Below are 25,998 nucleotides of genomic sequence, written 5' to 3'. Positions count from 1 at the left end.
TTACCTCCATTAACTTTTCACAAGTGGTATGTACACAGTAAAGCATGTACCTTTACCCACTTCACTATCTACTTCTATCAATCCATGATGCGCTTCAACTAAATGCTTTACAATAGCAAGGCCTAAGCCTGTACCACCTGAGTTTCTACTTCGTGCACGATCCACGCGATAAAAGCGTTCGAATATTCGACCAATCTCTTTTTTACTAATCCCAATTCCTTCATCTTGAATATGGAATATACCATACTTTTCATTTTTGAAAATGGAAATATGTATAGTCGTATGATCGGGAGAATACGTAATAGCATTTGTCACTAAGTTCATCATAATTTGCATTAAACGATTGGAATCTCCCAATACTTTCACCGTTTCTTCAACACTAAGCGCTAACTCTATTTCTTTTTCTTCTAAAAGATGAGCAGACATTTCCAAACATCGATTTAATACGTCCTGCAATTTGACTTCATGCAAATTAACTTCATATCCTACTTGCTCTACCTTTGAAAGGTCCAACAAATCGGTTATAAGCATTTGCAATCGATTACTTTCTTTATGAATAATTTCTAAAAAAGAGAGTAAAGTTTCTTCATTTTTGTAGGCTCCATATAATAATGTTTCTGAAAATCCTTTGATAGAAGTTACAGGTGTTTTTAATTCATGCGAAACATTTGCTACGAAATCTTTGCGAACTTGCTCTAACTTCACAAGTTCTGTAATATCATGCATCACTACAACGATGCCTAACCATCTTCCATGTTCTCCTATTACAGGAGCCCCGTAAGCATCCTTATAATAAGTATGTAGATTACGCTTAATCTTAATTTGTTCACGGTATGAAGACTCCGTTAAAAATAGTTTATCAATAAAAGCTTCTATTTGATCCGGAAGTCCAATTTTACGAAAGAGTTTTCCATCAATATTTTCTAAGCTTATTTGTAATTGCTCTAAAAATGATCGATTCACAATCGTCACAAGGCCATTTCGATCAATCATTATTAAGGCGCTACCCATGTTCTCAATTAATGTTTTTAATCGCTCTTTTTCCGTTTCACGCATAACCGAGATATCATGTAAGTTACGGGCTAAAATATTTAAAGAATTACTTAATGCAGACATCCCAGAAAAATCATCTTCAAATGCGCGTATACGATAATTTCCTCTTGCAAGTTCCATGGCTGTTTCAGTTAAATGTTCAATAGGCTGAGCATATTTTTTAAATATATTTGATCCCAAGAACAAAGCAATTAGAAATGTAACTAACAATAAAAAAAATAAAAATAACCAAAGCGAATTTTGTTCATTTGCGATCTCCTGATGTTCCAAAGTGGAATTCAATAGTTGCTTTATATTCGCTTGTTCTTCATCTGAAAGCTCTGTTTCCACTAAAAAGTTGGATATTTGCTTCATTTTTGAGTCAATTAAAACAGCAGTGGAATGATCAACAAAAACAGGAAAAAGTTGCCCAAGTACAAGTCCAAGACTAGCTAATATTAATCCAATTACTATAGAGTACGTTCGTAATATTTTGGATTGAAATCTTTTCATTACGATTTTGGTTCCTCGAATTTATATCCCAGACCACGGATCGTTTTGATGAAAATTGGTTTTCTACTATTTTCTTCAATTTTATCTCGTAAATGACTAACATGCACATCGACTATTCGAGTATCCCCTGCAAAATCATAGTTCCATACCGCACTTAATAATTGATCGCGTGTAAGCACTCTATTTTTGTTTTCTATTAAGTACACAAGTAATTCGAATTCCTTCGGTGTAAATTCAATTGGTTCTTCATTTAAAAGTACCTCAAATCGCTCTGGATAAATTTGCAGGGGACCAAACGCATACATTTCTTCTTTATGCTTTACTTCATTTATCTGATGCTCAGTAGAAATCGTAGAACGACGTATCATGGCCTTTACCCGAGCAGTCACTTCACGTGGGCTAAATGGTTTGGTCATATAATCATCTGCGCCTAATTCTAGACCCAGCACTTTATCAAACTCTTCATCTTTTGCGGTAAGCATAATAATCGGTGTTTGAATTTTTTTAAGGCGAAGCTCTTTACAAACTTCCATTCCGTCCATTCGTGGCAACATCCAGTCTAATACGATGACATCTGGATTTTCCTCCATTGCAAGATTCAAGCCTTCTAAACCATCATTTGCAGTGATAACCTCAAAACCTGCTTCTTCTAAATTATATTTTAATAATGTTACGATTGAGCTTTCATCATCTACAACTAATACTTTTTTCATATATATGCCTCCAAAGTTGATTTGAAACCCCCATTCCAAATCAATTGCCTTTAAATGTCGGTCTACTGCTCGATTGCTGGCGGGTTCACATAAAAAGTACCAGCTAATACTGCGTTATTTTCTTCATCTTTGCCAGTAACGGAAATTACTACTTCATTAGCATCTACATTAATCTTTATTACTTCCAGAATAAATTTTAAAGTTGAATAGTGATAAACTGGCGCAAGAAAGCTGATGTTTTGTTTGGTTATGTACGCGCCGGGGCCAGGTAAATATTTTGAGATAGCAGCTGTAATTATGCCCATTAACATAATTGGTGGGACAATCGGTTTCGCATAAACTGTTTTGGAAGCAAAATCATGCTGAATATATAAAGGATTATTATCATTTGTTAACCCTAAATATAGAAGTAAATCTTTGTCTTCTATTTTTTCAGTAATGGTTAATTTTTCACCAACAATTAAATCGTTTATATTCCTACCCTTTTTCTGTATTTTACCCAATAACAAGATTTCATCCTCCCATCAATTAGCTATATCTATCTTAACAATAAGTACAAAAAAAATCGAGCAGGTTTCCCACGCTCGACTAATATTATCAAGAATTATGCTAAAACTTTCATAACTGCTTTAACAGAATCAGCAGATTTGCTTAGTAATCCTTTTTCTTCCTCTGTTAACTCTAGCTCAATAATTTTCTCAATACCGCCTGCACCAAGTACAGTTGGAACGCCAAGATAAATTCCATCCATGCCATATTCGCCTTCTAAATAAGCAATTGATGGTAATACACGTTTTTGATCTTTCAGAATCGCTTCAGCCATTTCAACTAATGCAGCAGCTGGCGCATAGTATGCAGAGCCGTTTCCGAGTAGGTTAACGATTTCCGCACCACCTTTACGGGTGCGATCAACGATTTCTTCTAAACGTCCAGCATCAATTAGCTTTTCTAATGGTATTCCACCAGCATATGAATATCTTACTAATGGCACCATATCATCGCCGTGGCCACCAAGAACAAAACCAGTTACATCTTTTACAGACAAGTTTAGTTCTTGCGCTACAAATGTACGGAACCGGGCTGTATCCAGTACGCCAGATTGTCCGATTACACGCTCTTTTGGCAATCCTGATTCTTTATATACAGTGTAAGTCATCGCATCCACTGGGTTTGTTAAGACGATGATTGTTGTATTTGGTGAATATTTAACGATTTCGCTTGTTACAGCTTTCATTACTTTTTGGTTTGTTTGAACTAAATCGTCTCGGCTCATACCTGGTTTACGTGCAATACCAGCAGTAATAATGACAACATCCGAATCTTTTGTATCTTCATAATTCGAAGTTCCAATAATGCTTGCATCAAAGCCTTGTACAGGACCTGCTTCTGCCATATCTAAAGCTTTTCCTTTTGTCGGGTTTTCCGCTTGAGGGATGTCAACAAGAACAATATCTCCAAGTTCTTTTTGTGCAAGTAGGAATGCTGTAGTAGCACCAGTGAATCCGCCGCCGATAACTGAGATTTTATTTCTTTTCAATGTCATTAGAAAACTCTCCTTTGTTCTATAATAAAAGGAAGGGATAAATCCCTTCCTTAAAAACCAAAATTCATTTTCAAATTACATGTTTTTGATTAGTTCATCTGCGAACTCAGAACATTTTACTTCTGTTGCTCCGTCCATTAGACGAGCAAAGTCATAAGTTACTACTTTAGAAGCAATCGATTTTTCCATTGAATCCATGATTAGTTTTGCAGCTTCGTTCCAACCAAGGTGTTCAAGCATTAATACACCTGAAAGGATAACAGAAGATGGATTTACTTTATCAAGTCCAGCATATTTTGGAGCTGTACCGTGTGTTGCTTCGAAAATAGCATGTCCAGTTACGTAGTTGATATTAGCTCCTGGAGCGATACCGATACCACCAACTTGAGCAGCAAGTGCATCCGAAATATAGTCTCCGTTTAAGTTCATAGTAGCAACTACATCGAACTCTTTTGGACGAGTTAAGATTTGTTGTAAGAAGATATCAGCGATTGAATCTTTTACTAAGATTTTACCAGCTGCAAGTGCATCCGCTTGTGCTTTATCAGCAGCTTCAGTACCTTGCTCTTCTTTAATTTGATCGTATTGGTTCCAAGTGAATACTTTATCACCGAATTCTTGCTCAGCAACTTCGTAACCCCAGTTTTTGAAAGCTCCTTCAGTGAATTTCATGATATTCCCTTTATGAACAAGTGTTAAAGATTCGCGACCTTCTTTAATAATATAGTTAAGTGCAGCGCGAACTAAGCGTTTTGTACCTTCTTCAGAAACTGGTTTAATACCAATACCAGAAGTTTCAGGGAAACGGATTTTGTTAACGCCCATTTCGTTTTGAAGGAAACTGATTAGTTTTTTCACTTCATCCGAACCTTTTGCATATTCAATACCTGCATAAATATCTTCTGTGTTTTCACGGAAAATAACCATGTCTGTATCTTCTGGACGTTTTACTGGAGAAGGGACACCATTGAAATAACGAACCGGACGTAAGCATGTATATAGATCAAGCTCTTGACGTAATGCTACGTTTAATGAACGAATACCACCACCGATTGGTGTAGTAAGCGGTCCTTTAATAGCGATTAAATATTCTTTAATAACGTCTAAAGTTTCTTGTGGTAACCATTCGCCAGTTTGATCAAATGCTTTTTGACCAGCAAGTACTTCTTTCCATTCAATTTTCTTTTCACCGTTATATGCTTTTTCTACAGACGCTTCTAAAACGCGTGAAGCTGCTGCCCAAATATCAGGACCAGTTCCGTCTCCTTCGATGAAAGGAATAATTGCTGTGTTTGGTACGTTAAGTACTCCGTTTTCTACAGTGATTTTACCAGTTGTCATTTTATCATTTCCTCCTACAATATCTATAATGCTATCAACTCATATAAGTTGTTTAAGCTAAATTTTTGGAACAATATGATTATCTTTCCTCAATCGGAATATATTTTTGCATACCTGGTCCTACATAATCAGCACGAGGGCGGATTAAGCGGTTGTTAGCGTATTGCTCAAGAATATGCGCAGTCCAACCAGACACACGTGAAACTGCAAAAATAGGTGTGAATAAATCATGATCAATGTTTAGTGAATGATAGACAGATGCAGAGTAGAAATCTACGTTAGGTGGTAATTTCTTTTGTCCAGTAACGATTTCTTCAATACGAACCGACATATCGTATAATTTAGACTCACCGCGAAGTGTAGTAAGTTTTTTAGACATTTCGCGTAAATGTTTAGCACGTGGATCTCCTTTGCGATAAACACGATGACCGAAGCCCATAATTTTCACTTTATTTTCTAATTTTTCGTTTATATACTTGTCCACATTATCAACTGAACCGATTTCTGTTAACATTTTCATAACTTGTTCGTTTGCACCACCATGAAGTGGACCTTTTAAAGCACCAATCGCCGCTACAATACCAGAGTACATATCGGATAGAGTAGCTACACAAACACGTGCAGTAAATGTAGATGCATTTAACTCATGGTCCGCATGTAGTACAAGTGCTTTGTCGAATGCTTCCACTTCGATATCTTGTGGAAGTTCTCCTGAAAGCATGTACAAGAAGTTTGCAGCATATCCTAAATCTGTTTTAGGTGCAATTGGTTCCAAACCTTTACGAACACGAGAAAATGCAGTTACTAATGTCGAAAGTTTTGCTTGTAATTGAATGGCTTTTAAGTAATTAGCCTCTTCGGACATATCTTCTGCAGCATCATCATATAATGCTAGCATAGATACAGCTGTTCTTAGTGCGGACATAGGGTGAACTTTATCAATTGGATACGTTTTGAAATGATTTAAAACTTCTTGAGGAACAGCCATATTATTAGCTAACTGTTGTTTTAGTTCTGATAGCTCTTCTGCTTTTGGAAGGCGTTTATGCCATAATAAATACACTACTTCTTCAAAGCTTGCATTTGTTGCTAAATCGTCAATATCGTAGCCTACGTATGTAAGTGTGTCATCAATAATTGAACTGATGGCAGTCTCCGCAGCTACAACACCTTCTAAACCACGAGTTGTTGTCATTTCGAAATCTCCCCTTCTACAGTATAATAATTCGCTCACCCTGTCATCGAACGAAGAATCATCTGCATTAATTATGTACCTCTTAATCCTTACAATCCTAGTATAATCATATTTGGCGATTTTGTGAATGAAAACGCTTAAAATTATTAAAAAATAATGTTTCTATATCCTAATATTTTGAAAAGAATGGATGAAAATGATTACTCTACAAATAAATAAGAAAGAAATTATGTCACTTTGGATACCATTTGGAATTATTATCCTAATTTCAATCGTAGCTTATCCTCTAGCTTTAGCAATTATATGTGGATATTTTTTATATCCCATTACAAGTTTCTTTTATAAAAATATGAAGCTTCCTGTTTCTTTAAGTGTGCTGTTAACAGAAGCACTTATATTATCTAGTCTTATATTATTTTTATTTGTAATCGTACAAGCGCTACTAGATTTTCTTCCACTTTTGCACGAACATATTATGTTGTTACCGTTTGTCGAGTTGAAAGAACATCCTATTTTCTTATTTTTTGAAGGAAAGTTTCAAAACTTATTAAACAAGATTTTAAACGATCTATTATTAAATTTAACAAATCTACCTTCTTATTTTTTTGAAGTTTTTTTATTTAGTATTGGCTTATTTTTTTCTTTATACGAATCGATGAAAGATCGTCATTGGTTTCTCGTTTACTTCCCTAAAAAAGCACGAGGATTTTCTCAAAGAGCACTAAAAAAATCATCCGGTGTTATGAATAAATTTATATCAGTAGAGTTAAAACTATTTTTTCTAACCTTTGTTCTTTTATCGATTGGTTTCCAATTATTAGGTTTACATAACCCCATAAAATATGCTTTTCTCGTATCCTTGGTAGATAGTATTCCTTTTTTAGGAACAGGCATTTTATTAATACCACTTAGTGTTTACTTCTTCCTTATGGATCAACGAATGGCAGGTATCATAGTTTTGCTTCTTTATATATTTGTACAATTGACGAGACATATTGTCGAAAATGTACTTTGGTCCTCCTCAATGCAAATAAAGGCTGTCCACGTATTCTTTCTTAGCGCGGCAGCCATTTTGATCTTTGGATTTATTGGGATATTATTTAGTCCATTCATTTATTTAATCGCAAATAAATGGGAGAACCTCACGAAGACTTCATCACGATAACTTGACCATGTTTCATTTTTTTTCGTATCCATCGATATAGCAGTGGTTTAAACAGATTCCTTGTAGGGGCGAATAAAAGCATAAGGCCGAGGATATCTGATATAAATCCCGGTAAAATGACTAGGATGGAACCGATAAAGACAAAGATGCCATTAATAGCAGCTTCCCCTGGTGCTTGACCATTTTTAATATTATCCGAAACCTCACGGAAAGCTCTTATTCCTTGTCTCTTTGCAAGATAAGCACCTACAATTCCAGTTGCTAATATTAAAAGAAGCGTATATCCAACTCCAATTGTTTTACCTGATAAGAGTAGAACATATAATTCGATCGCTGGAATTACAATAATTAGACCAATTATCCATTTCATAAATTCACCTTCCTAAAATAATTGCCTCACCTTTGATGGTGAGGCAATCTTTTTATATGATGCTTGCGTGGCCGTGATAAATAGCACCGCTAATTGCATCTATCGTTAACTCTTGACCATCTTTTATTAATTTGGTTGCATTTTCTACACCGACAATAACTGGAATCCCTAAACTTAGCCCTACGACTGCTGCATGACTCGTTAATCCGCCTTCTTCTGTTATAAGACCTTTGCAATTTTCAATACTTGGTACCATATCACGATCAGAACCAATTGTAACAATGATACTATTTGAAGTATCTTGTCCCGCTAGTTCGCTAGCGTTGTTCACTACAATAGCTTTCCCATAAGCAGAGGATTTACCAATTCCTTGCCCCTTGGCAACTTTATCACCAATTACATGTACTTTCATCAAGTTCGTTGTTCCTGCTTCACCGACTGGAACTCCTGCTGTAATCACAACTAAATCACCGTGGGTTACATAATGATGAACGATGCTTTCTTCAATTGCTATTTCTAACACTTCGTCCGTTGAATATGCTTTTTTCCCAACGATTGGGTAAACGCCCCATACAAGTGTAAGCTTTCTTGATGGAAGACTAGATGAAGTTACTGCAATGATAGGAACTCCAGGTCTAAATTTAGCGATCATTTTAGCCGTATGCCCACTCTCAGTTGGAGCTATCACCGCTTTTACTTTTAAGTTAATTGCGGTATGTGCAACAGCTTGTCCAATAGCGTCGGTTAAATTTACTTCACGAGCTTTACTTAATTTGGATACATGTGCACGATAATCAATTGCATTTTCTGTTCTCTTTGCAATTTTATCCATCGTTTGAACGGCTTCTACCGGATAAGAACCGGCTGCTGTTTCACCTGATAGCATAATAGCATCTGTTCCATCTAAAATGGCATTTGCAACATCACTTGCTTCTGCACGAGTTGGTCTTGGGTTACGTTGCATAGAATCTAGCATTTGGGTAGCTGTAATAACAGGTTTTCCTGCTTCATTACATTTTTGAATAAGGCTTTTTTGTACTAAAGGAACTTCCTCAGCCGGAATTTCAACACCAAGATCTCCCCTAGCAACCATTAAACCATCTGAAACTTGAATAATTTCATCAATATTATCCACGCCTTCTTGGTTTTCAATTTTTGGGATGATTTGAATATGGGAACCATTATTCTTTTCAAGCAACTCTCTAATTTCTAGTACATCTTTTGATCTTCTCACAAAAGAAGCCGCAATAAAATCTACATCTTGGTCAATTCCAAATAGAATATCATTTGCATCCTTCTCTGTAATTCCTGGCAATTGTACAGAAACTCCAGGCACATTTACACCTTTATTATTTTTTAGCGTACCTGCATTTTGTACATATGTGGAAATTATGCCATCTGTTGTATTAATATTTGTTACGATTAACTCGATCAAACCGTCATCAAGTAAAATAATAGAACCTTCTTGGACATCTTCTATTAATTTTTCATACGAAATAGAAAAGCGTTTGTTGTTACCTAAAACTTCTGTCATGGAAATATCAATTGTTTGACCAGTCTCCAGCTCAATCGCGTCATTTTCCATTTTGTGTGTGCGAATTTCAGGTCCTTTTGTATCTAATAAAATACCTACTATTTTCCCTACTTTTTTGGATACTTCTCTAATTGTTTTAATCCTAGCAGCATGTTCCTCATGGCTTCCGTGTGAAAAGTTTAATCTAGCTACGTTCATCCCAGCATCGATTAACTTTATTAACATTTCCTCTGATTCACTTGCAGGTCCAATTGTACAAACTATTTTCGTTTTTCTCATTGTCCAAGTCCTTTCTATGTAAAAGAATGATTTGTTTGTCTTAAATAGATAATTCTTTCGATAATTGATACATCTTTTGATCGAATTGTTCGCTCTTCTCAAATGCTTCATTCATATCATAGTCTACCACTTGATGATTCCGTATGCCAACTGCTCGTCCTCCAGAGCCAGCTATTAATACCTCTACAGCTCTTGCACCGAACATACTTGCAAGTACTCTGTCACGGCCTGTTGGAGATCCACCACGCTGAATATGACCTAAAACCGATACGCGCGTTTCAATATTTGCGTGTTCCATAAGTTTTGCAGCAAATTCAGAGCCACTCATGACTCCTTCCGCAACGATAATAATACTATGTTTTTTGCCTCGAGAAGTACCGCTTTTTAAACGCTCCACAACATCTTCCATATTCATTTGTATTTCTGGAATAATAATTGTCTCTGCTCCACCTGCTAAACCAGCCCACAAAGCTAGATCGCCTGCATCTCTCCCCATTACTTCCACTATAAAGGTTCGGTCATGGGAAGTTGCAGTATCTCTAATTTTATCGATGCTGTCGATTACCGTATTAAGTGCTGTATCAAATCCAAGCGTATAATCGGTTCCTGGAATATCATTATCAATCGTTCCTGGGATTCCTACGCATGGAAAGCCGCGTTTTGTTAAGGTCATCGAACCACGGTAAGAACCATCACCACCGATAATAACAAGACCCTCGATCCCGTGTGCTTTTAATTGCTCTATTGCTTTTAGTTGACCTTCTTCTGTTCGAAACTCAGGGCATCTCGCAGAAAAAAGCTTCGTTCCACCTCTTTGAATAATATCTCCAACGGAACCTAAATCTAAAACCTCCATGTTCCCATCGATTAAGCCTTGATAGCCATGAAAGATTCCTACTACTTCGAGTCCCTCGTAAATTGCTTTTCTTACTACAGCACGTATTGCAGCATTCATCCCCGGAGCGTCACCGCCACTTGTTAATACACCTATACGCTTCACAATGGTTCCTCCAAACTTTTAAATTTAATCACTTTTGTTAATTATTATGTAGTTCTTCTGACTAATGTTTGCCTTAAAATGAAAGTGCGATCAGCCGTTTTCTTTTTTTATCGGTCTTACTATAGGGATAATGCGTCGCAGAGAGTTGTATTAGGTAACCGCTGTGATTTTCGCTGCAGGGCGGACGCTTTCCGTGGGGTGAGTGATGAGCCTTCACCGCCGCTTAGGCGTACGTTGTGAAGTCTCATCTTACTCACTTGATCCCTTCGGAGTCGCCGCCCTGCAGCGAAAATCAATGGTAAATACTAACTTATTAAGGTATAACATTAACAATAAATGGTTGAATGAGACAATATCCGATGTGAACGCGACAATCTGGTTTAGCGGATATAACAAGCAAATTCAGCTGATACCTTACGACGCGTTATCCCTATACACCGAATAACAACATAAAACAATCAGACGTAATCTTGTTTCCCTGTTCTAAGGCAGTTAATCAACAAAAGTGATATTTAATAATTTCATCTTATCATGAATAGGCTCAAAAAAAATGCGTCACTATAGACGCATTTTTTTATTCGTTGAATTCACCAATATGTTTAAACTTATTATAACGGTTATCTATTAACTCTTCAGCAGAAAGCTTGGAAAGCTCACGAAGAGAGTTGAGAAGAACATCTTTCATATACGATGCCTGTGCCTCTGAATCTCTATGGGCACCGCCGTATACTTCGCGAATCACACCATCAATAATATTCATCTTTTTCAAATCTGGTGCAGTTATTTTCATCGCTTCTGCTGCTTGCTTGGCAAGTGATGCGTCTTTCCATAAAATAGATGCTGCTCCTTCTGGAGAAATAACGGAGTATGTAGAGTTTTCCAGCATATGAATATGATTGGCAACTCCAAGTGCAAGTGCACCCCCACTTCCTCCTTCTCCAATGACAACACTAATAACCGGCACTTTTAAACCGGCCATTTCTACTAAATTTCTCGCGATTGCTTCACTTTGACCTCGTTCTTCGGCCGCTTTACCCGGATAAGCACCTTTTGTATCGATAAAACAAATGATCGGACGATTGAATTTTTCCGCTTGCTTCATTAAACGTAATGCTTTTCGATACCCTTCTGGATGTGGCATCCCGAAATTACGTTTAATATTTTCCTTCGTATCCACTCCACGCTGATGACCGATAATTGTAAGAGGTTTACCATCAAACAATGCAATTCCACCTATAATTGCTGCGTCGTCGCCATACAGACGATCTCCATGCAGCTCGATGAAATCTGTAAATAATAATTGAATATAATCTCTTGTCGTAGGTCGATTTGGATGACGAGCAACTTGTACTCGATCCCATGGTTCCATATTTTCATAAATCTCTTGTTCTAATCTTTGTAATCTTTTTTCTAAATTTTTAATTTCTACAGTCATATCCACTTCTGCATTTACTGTATACTCTTTTAACTCTTCAATTTTTGCTTTTAACTGAACAACTGGTTCTTCAAACGGCATTGTTTTTACCATGTAGAAACCTCCTTACTCATATGCATATGGACAAGTGTCGCTACTTTATCACGCATATCTTTTCGATGAATAACTGCATCTAGTTGACCATGATCCATTAAAAACTCCGCAGTTTGGAAATTCTCCGGAAGTTTTTCGCGAACTGTTTGTTCAATTACTCGTCGACCTGCAAATCCGATCAATGCTTTAGGCTCTGCAATATTAATGTCTCCAACAGATGCAAAACTAGCAGATACGCCTCCTGTAGTCGGATGCGTTAAAATAGAAATATATAAATTGCCTTGATCGCTATGTCTTCTTAAAGCTACAGAAGTTTTCGCCATTTGCATTAACGATAAAACACCTTCTTGCATTCTCGCGCCACCACTAGCAGTGAAAATAATAAAGGGAACTTTAAGTTGCGTTGCTTTTTCAATAGCTCTCGTAATTTTCTCTCCAACAACAGAGCCCATAGACCCCATTCTAAAATGCGAATCCATAATGGCTACTACTACTTTTTGGCCATCTAATTGACCAACGCCAGTAAGTACTGCTTCGTTTATTCCAGTTTTCTTTGCATCCGATTTAATTTTTTCTGTATAGCTAGGAAAATTTAATGGATTTACAGTTTCTAAATGGTCATCGATCGATTCAAATGTGTTTTCGTCTAAAAAGATTTCTACTCGTTCATGCGCAGTCATCTTCATATGATGATCACAAGTTGGGCAGACTTTTAAATTTTTCATTAAATCTTTTGTGAAAACATTTTTTCTGCATTCCGGACATTTCATCATAATTCCTTCTGGCACATCATTTTTCGCTTTTTCAGTTGGAATTGTCGCATATTTCTTTTTTTGATTTTTTCTAAATATATCTCGAATCATTTTATTTCTCCCCTATTCATTAACAATTTCCATTCATTATAATAGGATATTGCTTGTTGCTCATTCCCAACTTTTAAATTTTTCAAAAGTAGTTTCCATACTTCTTTCTCTTTTACATTCATCAAACTGCGATAAGGTTCTCCTGCAAACTGTTTCAATAAAAACCAGATTTTCAAAGCAAGTCTATTATTAGATATAATAATTATTTCTCGGATAATGTCTTCCCGAAGCATTTCTTCTTGCAATTTATCTAAGAAAGCGTCCCAAATCGATTGTTTTTGGAATTGTTCGGTCACGCATATTGTCCGAACAGCCTCTTTTTCTAAAGCATGCATAGTAGTATGCACGTCTTTTTTGGATCTCGCATCCTGTAATATAAAAGTAGATAATAATTCCACTAACTGGTGTTTACGAAAATCAGAAAGAAAAGTTCCTTCTCCCCGTCTAGTTTCTATTATTCCAAGCAATTCTAAACTTCTAAGTGCTTCTCTTACAGTTGAACGACCAACTTGCAAACGCTCAGCAAGTTCTCTTTCGGACGGTAATTTCCCACCAACTGGAATGTTTTCATCATGAATGAGTTGTCTCAGTTGCTTCACTATTTCTAAAAACATTTTTCTCGAGTTATTATTTGGATTCATCCAATCCTCACTCTTCCATTAATTACAAAGTGGTCTGACCACTCATAGTTAATAGCATACAAAAAAATGAGTAAAACGTAAAGAAAAAACTGTACTACATACGTACAGTTTATAGTGAAACTAGTTTTCCTATTATTTGAGTTCGACCATTTCTTCGCTCCGATTTACCTTCTACTACAATAATGGCAAGTTCTTCTAATAGGGAATTATACTTTGCGTAATCGTCTGGAAAAAGCGTCACAGAGATACTTCCTGTTTCATCTTGAATGGTCACAAAGGCCATCGATTCTCCCTTTTTCGTTCGTATCTTTTTGATGTCTTGTATTAATCCGACTACTGTTACTTTTCCATCTCTTGCTACTTGTAATACATCCCAAATATTATTTACTTGCTGTTGCATAGTCTTTTTCTTAGAAACTGTCGGGTGTTCTGAAAAGTATTGACCTAGCACTTCTTTTTCAAATTGCAGTTTTATCATTAATGGCAACTCTTCAGTTCTGATATATTTTGATTTCCCAAAATGAGTCGCATTACCTTCAAATAGGTCGGTATCTTCTGTAGGACTAACAAGTTCCGCATATTTCACCGCTGCATCCAATGTTGCAAGCAGAGTAGATCGCTCTTCTTGAAAATCATCCAATGCCCCTGCTTTGATAAGCGGCTCTATATTTTTCCTAGTAAAATAAACAGCGGATAAATCAGCAGCTAGATCAAAAAGGTCATCCCACTTTCTTGTTCCATTTCTTCTTAGTTGCAATAACTTCTGAGTAAATGCATGCGAAACGCCTTTAATGGCTTGCAAACCGAATCTCACACCATTATCCTCCACTGCAAAAAGGGAATGGCTATTAAAAATAGAAGGCGGCAATATCGGAATGCCTTTTTGCTTCATCTCCATCACGAGTTGATTGATCTTATCTTGATTGCCAATTGCTGTGCTAAGCAAAGCACAATAAAAAGCTACAGGAAAATGAGCTTTTAAAAAAGCCATTTGATAAGAAATGACACTGTATGCTACGGCATGGCTTTTTGGAAAACCATAATCCGCAAAGCGAACGATCAGATCATATACAGAAGAAGCAGCTTGTTCGGAATGACCTAATTGTATTGCCTTTTGTACAAAATGGGTCCTTTCCTTTTGCAATATATCCCGATTTTTCTTACTTACTGCCCTACGAAGTAAATCTGCTTCTCCAAAAGTAAAGCCTGCCATTTGTGAGGCAATTTGCATGATTTGTTCTTGATAGACGATTATGCCATACGTTTCTTGTAGTATCGGTTGTAATACAGGATGTTCGAATGCTACCGGTAATTGACCTAACTTTCGCTTGGCATAGAGTGGGATACTATCCATTGGACCAGGTCTGTATAGCGCATTTACTGCTACAATATCCTCGAATTTAGTCGGTTGAATTTGTTTTAGCGCCTGTCGCATACCTGCAGATTCTAGCTGAAAGACACCCGTTGTATCTCCATGCTGTAAAAGCTGAAAAGTAAGCTTATCATCCATAGGAATCGTATCGAGTGAAAAGGAACGCGATTTATTTTTATGAATAATCTTTAAAATACGTTCAATGATTGTTAAGTTTCTAAGTCCTAGAAAATCCATTTTTAACAAGCCAACCTGCTCTACTTCTTTCATCGGCCACTGCGTTAAAAACAAATCATCATGCCCCATTTGAATTGGCACTACATCTACTAAAGGAATAGGAGATAAGACAACGCCAGCAGCATGCGTAGAAGCATTTCGAGGCAATCCTTCTAAGGCAAGTGCGACCTCAAACCATTTTTTTCTTATTTCTTCCGTTTGTATAAACTCACGTAACTTTTGAGATTGTTCATACGCCTCTTTCAACGTAATGCCGTTTTTGTTCGGGATAAAAGAAGAAATAGCTTCTAACGTAGAAGATTCAAAACCAAAGATTCTAGCAACTTCCCTCGCTGCTGCTTTTGCGGATAATGTACCAAATGTAATTATTTGTGAAACATAGTTTTTTCCGTATTTTTCGGCAACATAACGGATAACTTCCATTCTTCTAGAATCAGCAAAGTCAATGTCAATATCCGGCATCGTAATACGTTCTGGATTTAAAAATCGCTCGAATAAAAGACCGTACTGTAAAGGGTCCACATCTGTAATAAATAGAGAATAGGCAACAAGTGAACTTGCAGATGATCCTCGTCCTGGACCAGTTAAAATACCCGCCCTTTTAGCAAATTTCATAAAATCTTGCACGATCAGAAAATAGTCTTCGTAATTCATTTCATTAATAATTTGAAGTTCATAATAAAGACGTTCTTTATATTGTTGCGTCACTTCGGCCAAACGACCATGTAAACCTTCTTCACAAAGCGCTCGCAAATAATCTTTGGCATTTTGCTGCTCAGGCAGAGGAAACTTCGGCATAATATGCGCCTGTTTGTCGAATTGGACCTGACATCTTTCTAACATTTTCTTCGTGTTTTCCAGCCATTGCGGAACGTCTGAAAACCAGTCATCCCACTCTTTTTCTGCTAACACATGATACGAATCGTCCGTAGGTTTTAAACGATTACGATCCGTCATTTTTAATGATTGATCCATTGCGTTCAAAACTTCATATGCAAAAGCATCTTCTTTTTGGACATAGCGACTCTGATGAAAAACAGTGATTGGTATAGAGAATTGCTTCGATGTTTCTATTATTTCTTCTTCTGTATTTTGCTTTACGCCATTTGTTCGTTCTATCCCAATAGACAAATCAGTATTTCGGAATAGGTCATAAAGCTCCATAAATGCTGCTCGTGTAAACTCTTTATCTCCTTTATACACAGCAATAATGCCTTCTTTATATGCGTGAAGCCATTTTTTAGGAAGTTCGGTAAGTTCTCTCGTTTCTAAGCTACTCGAAATTTTCAACAGATTTTCGTAGCCTTTATCATTTTCTGCATAAAGAACAAGTGGAACACATTTTTCATCTAATTGGACATGTATCGTCAGTCCGATTACCGGATGAATATGATGTTTTTTCATTTCATGCCAAAAAGGCATTATGCCATACAAAGTACTATTTGTAATGGCAACTGCCTTTGCATGATTGCTTTTTAGCTTTTCAATAAGTGGCTCCAATTGAATTGTACTTTTCAGCATATCCGCTGATGTCACAATTTGTGGATATACTGTTTCCATATAACACACCTCAATTTACAGCTTTTTTAAATCTTCAATTACTAAGTCAGCTTCTTCCCAAGTTTGTACAGAAGCACCTGATGCAAGCGGATGACCACCGCCACCATATTTTTTCGCTAGCGTGTTAATAACCGGGCCTTTCGAGCGCAAGCGAACCCGAATCGTATCCGTATCTTCTATGAAAAATACCCAGCATTTCATCCCTTTCACATCTGCTAGCACACTAACTAACAAAGAAGCTTCCGAATCAGATACATTGTATTGCTTTAACAATTCCCGTGTTAGTTTCATAGATCCCACGCCATTGTCATCCATTTCAAAATTTGCATAGATATATCCTTTTAACTGGAGCAGGTTGCTTTCTACTTCATACATGCCATTAAATAATTCTGTACGATCGAAATCATAAGAAATTAATTGACCAGCAAATTTCATCGTTTGCTCGGTCGTACTCTGGAACATGAATCGACCAGTATCTCCTACTATACCTGCATAAAGTAGTCTTGCAACAGTCGCATTCATTTTCCAGTTTTTATAGTCTTTTCCTTCTACAAATAATTCACAGATCAATTCACTTACAGAACTAGCATTTGTATCGACCCAAAGTAAATCACCATATGCATCGTCATTTGGATGATGATCAATTTTTATTAGAAAGCTTCCTAGTTTATAGCGTTCATCATCAATTCTTTCCGTATTCGCAGTATCTGTAACAATGATTAATGCATCCGTAAAATCCTCATCTGTCACTATGTCTGGGCGAGCAAGAAAATCTAATGTCAGTTCATGTGTTCCTGTTGCCAGTACTTTTTTGTTTGGATAATTTAGAACGATTAACTCTTTCAGTCCAATTTGAGATCCGTATGCATCTGGATCTGGCCGTACATGTCGGTGAATAATTATTTTGTCAAAGCGTTCGATTGTGTCGATGATTTGTCTTTTCATTTTATTTCTCCTTAGATAGTCAAGTTTACCATTCGCATTTTTTGAAATTTACTATTACAATGATAGAAGGTTATGATGGAAGTTTCACTTTATTGGAGGTTCATAATGATTCTTAATGGTATATTAATATGTGCAATTGTTGTCTCATTTGTTTGGTATTTCTATTTTAAAACGAAGCAGTTACGGACACATTTACCAATCCGTAAAAAATGGTTTGCCGCAAAAGCATCTGTATGCCTCGGTGCATTCGTGTTATTCTTTGGTGCTAACTTTTTATATATCTACCAATCCTCTGTGACTTACGCTGTTTCTGGATTGTTTATCTTACTTGGTGGTTATTTTATGTATCATAATTATAAAGCGAGCAAACATTACGGGCAGTTCGTACAAGAAGAACTAACGTTAAATCAATAAGTATTAGAATGATGCAGCCAAAAAAGCTGCATCATTTTTTATCCCGCATTAACGGGCAGTAAGACTCCCACTTCAAGATTTAAGAAAAGCGAAAAGATAAGTGTGAGATCAACTGCCCGTAAAAGCCCGATGAAATGGATCGCAGACTAAGTACGCAACATCGTGTTGCAACGTCTGCGTGACCTACATCGTGTAGGCCTCAACTAACAATCAGTGGGGGATGAAGCGGACTAAAAGCGCGACGTCCATGTCGCAACGTCAGCACTAACACGTCCTGTGCGTCGAACCCCCCCACTGATTGAAGTTTCACTTTATCTCTCAAGCAGTTGATATGTGAGCATTGCTTTTCCAACTAATTGTTTTTCATTAAAAACTTCTATATCTATTTTTGCCACTTTTCTACTCATTTCTAAAACTCGAGCATGGACACGGAGAATACTTTCCAATTGGATTGGCTTCGTATAATAAATGGTCATGTTTTCCACAACACTTTCTCCCCGTTTACGAATCTTCAATGTTTGAGACCCTGTTTCTGTTACTAATATGGTAAAAGCACCATAAGACATCGCACCAAAATGATCAGTCATTTGAGGGGTTACTTCAAATTCAAAAATAAACTCCTCGGAAGAGATTGCTTTTATTTGCTGTTTCACGATATCATCAATTGTTTCACCATTCTGTGGCTGCCTAGACGCTGCTTGCAAAGCTTTTAATACGTCCTGTCTGCTAATAACCCCTTCCAGATTATTATTATCACCTACAACTGGTAACAAATCGATTCCTTCCCAAATCATCCGATGACTGGCCGATGCTACACTTGTTTTCATCGTAATCGATATCGGTGTTTTCGTCATCACTTTTTCGATAAGTTCATGATTCTCTTTCCCAATAACATCTCTAGCAGTAACGATTCCAACTAATTTATTCGATTTATCTACTACCGGGAAACCGCCATGTGTGGTAACATCATTCAATTCCCGGTAGTTCTTCACAAGATCGGTCGTACGAAGATACGCTGTCTTCTCCAAAGAAATATAAATATCCTCAATAAGAAGCACATCTTTCTTGATTAATTGGTCATCAATTGCACGGTTGATCATCGTGGCAACAGTAAATGAATCATAGCTTGTGGAGATAACAGGCATTTCCAGCTCATCTGCAAGTTTTTTAGTAGGTTCTGGGACATCAAAGCCTCCCGTCACAAGTATAGCTGCTCCTGCTTGTAATGCAGTCTCATGAACTTTTAAACGATTTCCAACGATAAGTAAATTGCCAGGTTCCACATAACGCATCATATCTTCTAATTGCATGGCGCCAATTACAAATTTATTCAACGTTTTATATAGACCAATTTTCCCACCTAACACTTGTCCATCTACAATATTTACAACTTCTGCAAATGTTAGCCGTTCAAAATGTTCTTTTTTCTTCAGTTCGATTCGTATCGTTCCAACTCGTTCAATCGTGCTAACTAACCTTCTTGTTTCTGCTTCTTTTATGGCACGATAGGCAGTTCCTTCACTTACTGTTAAATCTTTTGCAATTTGCCTAACCGATATTTTATCTCCAACTGGTAGTTTTTCTATATAAGCTAAAATTTGTTCGTGTTTTGTTGTCATGTAGTCACATCCAAACGATTGTTATACGTTTATTGTACCACATTTCCCTTTTTTTCTAATCACGTGGAAGTTGTACACTTTCCCCTGCATGCAATACTTGTACTTCTGCTGTCGTTACAAGTTCTTTAAAGTTGTTTGGATCTTGTTTGATCGGTGGGAATGTATCGTAATGAATCGGTACGACAATTTTCGGTTTTATTAACTCCGTAGCGTAGGCAGCATCCTCTGGACCCATCGTAAAATTATCTCCGATAGGTAAAAATGCAACATCGATATTATTTCTTTCTCCGATTAGCTTCATATCACCGAACAATGCAGTATCCCCTGCATGATATATCGTTTTACCTTCTGCTGTGAATAATATTCCAGCAGGCATTCCAGTGTATACCCATTGACCAGCTTCGGTAGTATAAGAAGAACTATGGAAGGCTTGCGTAAATTTCACTGTTCCAAATTCAAATTCTCTTGCTCCCCCTAACCCCATTGCATGCACTTTCACACCTTGAGTTTCTATATATTCGGCAAGTTCAAATGGGGCGATTACTAAAGCATCGCTTCTTTTGGCAATCTCTACTGTGTCTCCTACATGATCATTATGTCCATGTGTCAATAAAATGACATCGGCTGATACTTCCGAAGCAATTAAATCTGTTTGTCCATTTCCATTTATAAAAGGGTCTATTAATATCGTATGTGAATTTGTTTGGATTTTTACTACGGAATGTCCGTGATAGCTTATTTGCATCTGGTCATCTCTCCTTCAAATTTAATATTATCCTCCTATTATTCATTCTACGAAAGATGCGCTAATTCCTTTATTCTGCTATTCTTAAATTATTAATTTAAAAGAGGTGTCTGTATGAATCAAGTCCAAAAAATTCAAAACTTTTTACAAACGAACAACCTGGAAGCAGCATTTATCACTACTCCAGACAATGTATTTTACTTTACCGGTTTTAGAAGCAATCCGCATGAACGCTTACTCGGTGTCGTTATTTTTAAAGAAGCGGAGCCTTTTATCATTTGCCCACAAATGGAAATTCCAGATGCAAAAGCTGCTGGCTGGAAAGGCCAAATTGTAGGTCATCAAGATACACAAAATGCATGGGATATTGTCGTACAAACGATAAAAGAAAAAGTTGGCGATATAACAACGCTAGCAGTAGAAAAAGCCCACTTAACCGTAGAGAGACTAGAAGCTCTAGAGGAAAGAATTCCATCCCTACAAGTTTCCAGAATCGATGAAAAAATTAACGATCTTCGCGTTATTAAATCCGAAGAAGAATTAGTAAATATGCGTAAAGCAGCTGAACTTGCAGATTATGCGATTGAAGTTGGATGTAAAGAGATTGCGGAAGGAAAAACGGAGCTCGAAATTTTAAACGCAATCGAACTAGCGGTAAAAGAAAAAGGCGCATCTCAAATGTCGTTCGATACAATGGTGCTAAGTGGACCAAAAACTGCTTCTCCACATGGAACTCCTGGAGAACGTAAAATCCAAAAAGGTGATTTTATCTTATTCGATCTAGGTGTCGTTTATAATGGCTATTGTTCTGATATTACACGCACAGTGGCTTTTGGTGAACCATCACCTGATAAACGAGAAATTTATGAAACAGTTCGACGTGCAGAAGAAGCTGCTGTAGAAGCCGTAAAACCTGGGATTACTGCAATGGAACTAGATAAAATAGCACGTGATGTCATTACGGATGCAGGATACGGAGAGTACTTTACGCATCGATTAGGTCATGGACTAGGAATTTCTGTACATGAGTTCCCATCTATTACAGGTGTCAATGAGATGAAATTGGAAACTGGCATGGTATTCACGATTGAGCCAGGTATTTATCACCCTGAAATAACGGGTGTTCGCATTGAAGATGATGTGGTGGTGACAGCGGACGGCGTCGAAGTTTTGACAAAATTCCCGAAAGAACTACAAATACTTTAATCAATAGAAAGCACTCTGCAAAGGGTGCTTTTTATTTACCCCAAAAATAACCTAGAAATGCAAGACTTAATCCTCCTGCGTATGTAATCACAAAATACATTACCCATTTACGTGGATATTTTTGAAGTATGAATAGTTCTTTGTGGAGGGTAGAAAAAGTTGTAAAAGCTCCAAGAAACCCAGTACCTATAAGTAATACATAAATATCCTTTAAGGCAATGCTTAAAATGAATCCAAGAAGAAATGCTCCAACTAGATTAGCTGTAAGCGTTCCAAGAGGCAAACGATCTGCTACAGTTTTGTTCCATTTTTGAGAAAGATAATATCTTGCGATCGCCCCAAAAAATCCGCCAACTCCTACTACTAGAATATAATAGATATTCATTCGCTCACCTCTTTTTTCCAACCTAAATTACTCATCAAAATTCCACCAACAATACTTACAACTATATACAACAAAGCCATCGATATTTTTCCATGCTCAAATAATTTAACAGTTTCTACACTTAAAGCCGAAAAAGTAGTAAAAGCCCCTAAAAAACCTGTCCCAATTACCGTCTTTAACTGACTAGACAAAAAGAAAACTCTAGAAGTTAAATAAGCTAAAGCATAACAACCAACTAAGTTAATGAGTAATGTGGCAAATGGAAAAATGGAATCTGAAAGAAAGACAGTCCCTACTAAATAACGCGAAATAGCACCTAGAAATCCCGCTAAACCAATATAAAAATAAATCAATTACATCACTCCAACATGTTCCAAAATTAGAAATCACCCAAATCATATAGAGTTGGGTGATAACTTGTCCTACTATTAATTCAAAAGTGTAGCAGCGTCTACGTAAGGTAAGCCTTGTGCTTCTGCAACTGCTTTAAATGTTACATGACCTGCTAATGTATTTAGCCCTTTTTGTAATGCTAAATTATCTAAGCAAGCTTGTTTATATCCTTTATTAGCAATTTGAAGTGCATAAGGAACAGTCGCATTGATAAGTGCCATTGTAGACGTTCTAGGAACTGCTCCAGGCATATTTGCAACAGCATAATGCACAACACCATGCTTTTCATAAGTTGGATTATCATGTGTCGTAATACGGTCAGAAGTTTCGAAAATTCCACCTTGGTCAATAGCAATATCGATCACTACAGAGCCTGGAGACATGGATTTAATCATTTCTTCTGACACAAGTTTTGGTGCTTTTGCTCCCGGTATAAGAACAGCTCCAATAACTAAATCTGCTTCTTTTACCGCTTCTCCGATATTATAAGGATTAGATATTAAAGTTTGTACTTGGCTACCAAATAAATCTTCTAGTTGACGTAGACGATCCGGATTTAGATCAATAATCGTCACTTGCGCTCCCATACCTAAGGCAACTCTAGCAGCGTTCGTACCAGCAATACCACCGCCTACTACTGCTACCTTCGCCCGAGGAACACCTGGCACCCCACCAAGTAGAATCCCTTTACCACCATTAATTTGTTCTAAATATTGGGCACCAATCTGGGTTGCCATACGTCCAGCTACTTCACTCATCGGTGATAATAGTGGAAGTGTATTATTAGGAAGCTGAACAGTTTCATATGCAATAGCAGTTACTTTCTTTTCTAGAAGTACTCTTGTCAAATCATCTTCTGGTGCTAAATGTAAATAAGTGAAAAGAATAGATTCTTCTCGTATTAGATCAAATTCTGCATGTGTTGGTTCTTTAACCTTCATCACCATTTCCTGATTCCATGCTTCTTTTGCCGTTTGAACGATTGTTGCTCCAGCATCAATATAGTCTTGGTCAGTGAAGCTAGAACCTAACCCTGCTCCAGTTTCAATGTATACCTCATGATTAAAATGGGTTAAACTCACTACTCCAGCAGGTGTCATTGCGACACGGTTTTCATTATTTTTCGTTTCTTTCGGAATTCCAATACGCATTTCTATATCCCCCTATGTAATATGAAATTGTTGGATGAATGATTCGTCTAGCTACGTAAATCACTTTCGAACAATTCCATTTTAGCACTTCTCTATGTATAATGCTTCAATATTTTAAATAATATAAGCGCTCTGTGCAAATTCTGAAATTAAAACTTTCAAAAGACAAAAAATAAGTACAAATGCTTTGGATAAGAAAAGCAGATATACTTACTATTAAAAGAGCTCGCGAAAATGCAATTTCCCTTGCACATACTCTACCTTATTATGAGCTACTTATTTATTTTTTGTATAAATACACCTTTGCATCTGTGATACTAAATAAGCGAGTGACACTTTATAAAATAGTAAACAGTAAACAAGTAGAGAGGCGATTAGCAGCCAAAATTGCATCTTTGGCTGCTTTTAAATGAATAAAAAAGTTGCTATTGCTCTCGTTCTCAAAAGCTTTAGCACTATAATTACCCATACCTTTAGAGTACGACGAACGATTTCCACACGATTACTTAAAAAATGTGTGGGGATGCGACTTTGTCGCATCACTACGCATCAAGAAGGTCTCGGTAATGGCGTAGAAACTCGTTCAGTTCAAAGCACTCGAAAAGAACCAATACATAGAGCGACTAGTGTAATATTACAATTTAGTGAACACTATCAGTTAATCATCACATGTATAAAAATAATTAATGTAGATAAGCAGGAATATGTCAATAAATAGCGAAATATATATATATTAAGATAAAGGAGGTATTTATCATGACATTAAAATATAAACAAATTCTAGTGGCAGTAGATGGATCGAAAGAGGCGGAATACGCTTTTAAAAAGTCCGCATCCATCGCTGCAAGAAACAATGCAACATTAAATTTGGTTAATATCATTGATACAAGATCATTTGCTGCTATTGAAGCATATGACCGCTCCATCGCTGAAAGAGCTCAATCATTTGCAGAGGAATTACTAGAAGGTTATAAAACTGAGGCGCAAGCGGCCGGTGTCCAACATGTAAATATCATTGTCGATTATGGATCGCCTAAAACAATGATTTCTAAAGACCTTGCTAAAAAAGTCCACGCAGATTTGATTATTTGTGGCGCAACTGGTCTTAATGCAATGGAAAGATTTTTAATCGGAAGTGTTTCGGAATATATCGTACGCTCCGCATCTTGCGACGTATTAGTTGTCCGCACAGAAGATATTCCTGACTGAAAAAAGGATAACCAAACAATTCCATTATTCATAAATAGGTAGAGGGTAGCCCTATATTAGGGCTACCCTCTTATTTTGAATTTTCTTCTTGCCATATATCTACTTTTTGGAAAAATAACTCCATTGCTTCTTTATTGGTCATGTTTGGAACTTTCGCAAGCAACACTTCACGAGGTGCCTTTAACTCATCGCTTCTCTTTTGTAAAACTAGCAGACTCTTCTCTTGCCCTTTTGTTTTAAAAATAGAAACTGGGAATTGGATGACCGCTTGAATCCATCCGTTTTCTTTAATAAATTTATGCAGCTGCGGCGCTTGTTTAGATTCAAAAATAGTATTCGGCACTAAAAAATATAAATATCCGCCTGGTTTTACATGCTTCATTGATTGTTCGATGAATAAATGATGCGCATAAGACATTTCCTCTTTACTATGCAAAAAATAGTCTTGTGCTGTATCTTCATCTGGATAATAGCCAACCGGTAAATCACTTACTACGATATCCACAGGGTCGATTAATAATGGTTTTAAGGCGTCTTGTCGAAACAGTTGTATATCATGTGTAAGCAATTCTCCAGTTTGAGCTGCTAATTGGATTAATAACTCATCTATTTCCACACCGTAAGCATGGTTTTCAAAAGGTAATGCATTCATTACTGTATAAAGTAAATTTCCCGTTCCAAATGCAGGATCCAAGACGGACAATTCTTTTTTGTCTTTTGCCATAACTTGTACAAAATAACTCACTAGAAGTCCAATGGCATCTGGTGTCATTTGGTGATTCACTTGAGAACTTGCTTTCATTCCTTTTAAAATTGCCAATTGAATAGCTTTTCGTATTTGTTCTTTCGTTGGGTTAGTTATAGTAGGTACTTTTTTCTCTTCTAACCATAATTCTAATGCGTACACTACCCCTTCTAAATAGGTAGCTGATTGTTGTTCTTCTATAAATGTGCTTTCTTGATCAATAAACGTAAATATTTGTTCTACATTCGTGTGCATATATACATCCCTCAAATGAAAACCCACTAAACTAGAATTAGCTGA

The 25,998-nt window shown here is 36.8% G+C and carries 24 protein-coding genes; 4 read left to right on the top strand and 20 right to left on the bottom strand.

Translation table 11 applies throughout. From position 1 onward, the window contains the following. Positions 1 to 9: 9 nt before the first annotated feature. The 6 genes from pnpS to citZ form a co-directional block, all read right to left on the bottom strand. Entirely contained in the window at positions 10 to 1,545 is a 1,536-nt protein-coding gene (pnpS, locus tag ACIQ38_RS06860; protein ID WP_402820011.1) for a two-component system histidine kinase PnpS, read from the bottom strand. Next, positions 1,545 to 2,258 (bottom strand): response regulator transcription factor, encoded by a 714-nt coding sequence (locus tag ACIQ38_RS06855; protein WP_402820008.1) that lies wholly within the window; start codon positions 2,256 to 2,258, stop codon positions 1,545 to 1,547. Before ACIQ38_RS06855 ends, pnpS begins: the two co-directional genes overlap by 1 nt. A 62-nt stretch (positions 2,259 to 2,320) precedes the next feature. Next, positions 2,321 to 2,767 (bottom strand): MaoC/PaaZ C-terminal domain-containing protein, encoded by a 447-nt coding sequence (locus ACIQ38_RS06850; RefSeq protein ID WP_402820005.1) that lies wholly within the window; start codon positions 2,765 to 2,767, stop codon positions 2,321 to 2,323. A 95-nt stretch (positions 2,768 to 2,862) separates the two neighbouring features. Continuing rightward, complete coding sequence (mdh, locus tag ACIQ38_RS06845; protein WP_402820002.1) at positions 2,863 to 3,801, bottom strand: malate dehydrogenase; 939 nt, start codon at positions 3,799 to 3,801, stop codon at positions 2,863 to 2,865. Positions 3,802 to 3,876: 75 nt separating this feature from the next. Then, positions 3,877 to 5,142: an NADP-dependent isocitrate dehydrogenase gene (gene icd / locus ACIQ38_RS06840; RefSeq protein ID WP_402819999.1), complete on the bottom strand. Its 1,266-nt coding sequence runs from the start codon at positions 5,140 to 5,142 to the stop codon at positions 3,877 to 3,879. Positions 5,143 to 5,221: 79 nt separating this feature from the next. After that, on the bottom strand, positions 5,222 to 6,337 hold the full coding sequence (citZ, locus tag ACIQ38_RS06835) for a citrate synthase (protein WP_402819996.1): 1,116 nt from the start codon (positions 6,335 to 6,337) through the stop codon (positions 5,222 to 5,224). Between the two features lie 196 nt (positions 6,338 to 6,533). On the opposite strand from citZ, the gene ACIQ38_RS06830 reads away from it, so the two are divergent. Continuing rightward, positions 6,534 to 7,502 (top strand): AI-2E family transporter, encoded by a 969-nt coding sequence (locus ACIQ38_RS06830; protein ID WP_402819993.1) that lies wholly within the window; start codon positions 6,534 to 6,536, stop codon positions 7,500 to 7,502. On the opposite strand, the gene ACIQ38_RS06825 is transcribed toward ACIQ38_RS06830, so the two are convergent. From ACIQ38_RS06825 to ACIQ38_RS06790, 8 genes are all read right to left on the bottom strand, one after another. After that, positions 7,480 to 7,872: an FxsA family protein gene (locus ACIQ38_RS06825; RefSeq protein ID WP_402819990.1), complete on the bottom strand. Its 393-nt coding sequence runs from the start codon at positions 7,870 to 7,872 to the stop codon at positions 7,480 to 7,482. The two genes, ACIQ38_RS06830 and ACIQ38_RS06825, sit on opposite strands and share 23 nt — an antisense overlap. 52 nt (positions 7,873 to 7,924) lie before the next feature. Further along, positions 7,925 to 9,685, bottom strand: coding sequence for a pyruvate kinase (gene pyk / locus ACIQ38_RS06820; protein ID WP_402819987.1), 1,761 nt, complete (start codon positions 9,683 to 9,685; stop codon positions 7,925 to 7,927). Between the two features lie 40 nt (positions 9,686 to 9,725). Further along, the gene (gene pfkA, locus ACIQ38_RS06815; RefSeq protein ID WP_402819984.1) at positions 9,726 to 10,685 is read right to left on the bottom strand and encodes a 6-phosphofructokinase; all 960 of its coding nucleotides are present in this window, start codon (positions 10,683 to 10,685) and stop codon (positions 9,726 to 9,728) included. A gap of 574 nt (positions 10,686 to 11,259) precedes the next feature. Then, positions 11,260 to 12,213, bottom strand: a complete 954-nt coding sequence (accA, locus tag ACIQ38_RS06810; RefSeq protein WP_402819981.1) for an acetyl-CoA carboxylase carboxyl transferase subunit alpha — start codon at positions 12,211 to 12,213, stop codon at positions 11,260 to 11,262. Continuing rightward, the gene (gene accD / locus ACIQ38_RS06805) at positions 12,207 to 13,076 is read right to left on the bottom strand and encodes an acetyl-CoA carboxylase, carboxyltransferase subunit beta (protein ID WP_402819978.1); all 870 of its coding nucleotides are present in this window, start codon (positions 13,074 to 13,076) and stop codon (positions 12,207 to 12,209) included. Before accD ends, accA begins: the two co-directional genes overlap by 7 nt. After that, a complete protein-coding gene (locus ACIQ38_RS06800) occupies positions 13,073 to 13,717 on the bottom strand; it encodes a FadR/GntR family transcriptional regulator (protein WP_402819975.1) in 645 nt (214 codons plus the stop codon). The genes accD and ACIQ38_RS06800 overlap by 4 nt, the downstream gene beginning before the upstream one ends. A gap of 109 nt (positions 13,718 to 13,826) precedes the next feature. Next, positions 13,827 to 16,886, bottom strand: coding sequence for a DNA polymerase III subunit alpha (gene dnaE / locus ACIQ38_RS06795; protein ID WP_402819972.1), 3,060 nt, complete (start codon positions 16,884 to 16,886; stop codon positions 13,827 to 13,829). 15 nt (positions 16,887 to 16,901) lie between these two features. Then, on the bottom strand, positions 16,902 to 17,831 hold the full coding sequence (locus ACIQ38_RS06790; protein WP_402819969.1) for a DHH family phosphoesterase: 930 nt from the start codon (positions 17,829 to 17,831) through the stop codon (positions 16,902 to 16,904). A 105-nt stretch (positions 17,832 to 17,936) separates the two neighbouring features. On the opposite strand from ACIQ38_RS06790, the gene ACIQ38_RS06785 reads away from it, so the two are divergent. Continuing rightward, positions 17,937 to 18,245: a YtpI family protein gene (locus ACIQ38_RS06785; RefSeq protein ID WP_402819966.1), complete on the top strand. Its 309-nt coding sequence runs from the start codon at positions 17,937 to 17,939 to the stop codon at positions 18,243 to 18,245. Positions 18,246 to 18,556: 311 nt separating this feature from the next. Here the strand turns inward: ACIQ38_RS06785 and ACIQ38_RS06780 are convergent, their stop codons facing one another. Continuing rightward, the gene (locus ACIQ38_RS06780) at positions 18,557 to 19,864 is read right to left on the bottom strand and encodes a DRTGG domain-containing protein (RefSeq protein WP_402819963.1); all 1,308 of its coding nucleotides are present in this window, start codon (positions 19,862 to 19,864) and stop codon (positions 18,557 to 18,559) included. 55 nt (positions 19,865 to 19,919) lie between these two features. Then, positions 19,920 to 20,609 (bottom strand): metal-dependent hydrolase, encoded by a 690-nt coding sequence (locus ACIQ38_RS06775; protein WP_402819960.1) that lies wholly within the window; start codon positions 20,607 to 20,609, stop codon positions 19,920 to 19,922. Between the two features lie 114 nt (positions 20,610 to 20,723). On the opposite strand from ACIQ38_RS06775, the gene ACIQ38_RS06770 reads away from it, so the two are divergent. After that, positions 20,724 to 21,815, top strand: a complete 1,092-nt coding sequence (locus ACIQ38_RS06770; protein WP_402819957.1) for a M24 family metallopeptidase — start codon at positions 20,724 to 20,726, stop codon at positions 21,813 to 21,815. Between the two features lie 31 nt (positions 21,816 to 21,846). On the opposite strand, the gene crcB (ACIQ38_RS06765) is transcribed toward ACIQ38_RS06770, so the two are convergent. The 3 genes from crcB (ACIQ38_RS06765) to ald all read right to left on the bottom strand — a co-directional run bounded on the left by crcB (ACIQ38_RS06765) (position 21,847) and on the right by ald (position 23,744). Next, positions 21,847 to 22,200 (bottom strand): fluoride efflux transporter CrcB, encoded by a 354-nt coding sequence (gene crcB / locus ACIQ38_RS06765; protein WP_402819954.1) that lies wholly within the window; start codon positions 22,198 to 22,200, stop codon positions 21,847 to 21,849. Next, positions 22,197 to 22,553: a fluoride efflux transporter CrcB gene (gene crcB, locus ACIQ38_RS06760; RefSeq protein ID WP_402819951.1), complete on the bottom strand. Its 357-nt coding sequence runs from the start codon at positions 22,551 to 22,553 to the stop codon at positions 22,197 to 22,199. Before crcB (ACIQ38_RS06760) ends, crcB (ACIQ38_RS06765) begins: the two co-directional genes overlap by 4 nt. Before the next feature lie 75 nt (positions 22,554 to 22,628). Next, positions 22,629 to 23,744: an alanine dehydrogenase gene (ald, locus tag ACIQ38_RS06755; protein WP_402819948.1), complete on the bottom strand. Its 1,116-nt coding sequence runs from the start codon at positions 23,742 to 23,744 to the stop codon at positions 22,629 to 22,631. 756 nt (positions 23,745 to 24,500) lie between these two features. On the opposite strand from ald, the gene ACIQ38_RS06750 reads away from it, so the two are divergent. Beyond that, a complete protein-coding gene (locus ACIQ38_RS06750) occupies positions 24,501 to 24,953 on the top strand; it encodes a universal stress protein (protein ID WP_402819945.1) in 453 nt (150 codons plus the stop codon). A gap of 70 nt (positions 24,954 to 25,023) precedes the next feature. On the opposite strand, the gene ACIQ38_RS06745 is transcribed toward ACIQ38_RS06750, so the two are convergent. Next, positions 25,024 to 25,953 carry a class I SAM-dependent methyltransferase gene (locus ACIQ38_RS06745; protein ID WP_402819942.1) on the bottom strand — a complete coding sequence of 310 codons (930 nt, stop codon included), beginning with the start codon at positions 25,951 to 25,953 and terminating at the stop codon, positions 25,024 to 25,026. Between the last annotated feature and the right edge of the window lie 45 nt (positions 25,954 to 25,998).

The organism is Psychrobacillus sp. NPDC096389 (genome assembly GCF_044762855.1).
GTDB lineage: Bacteria > Bacillota > Bacilli > Bacillales_A > Planococcaceae > Psychrobacillus.
Note: the sequence above shows the minus strand (reverse complement) of the source record. Positions and strands in the feature narration are given on the sequence as shown.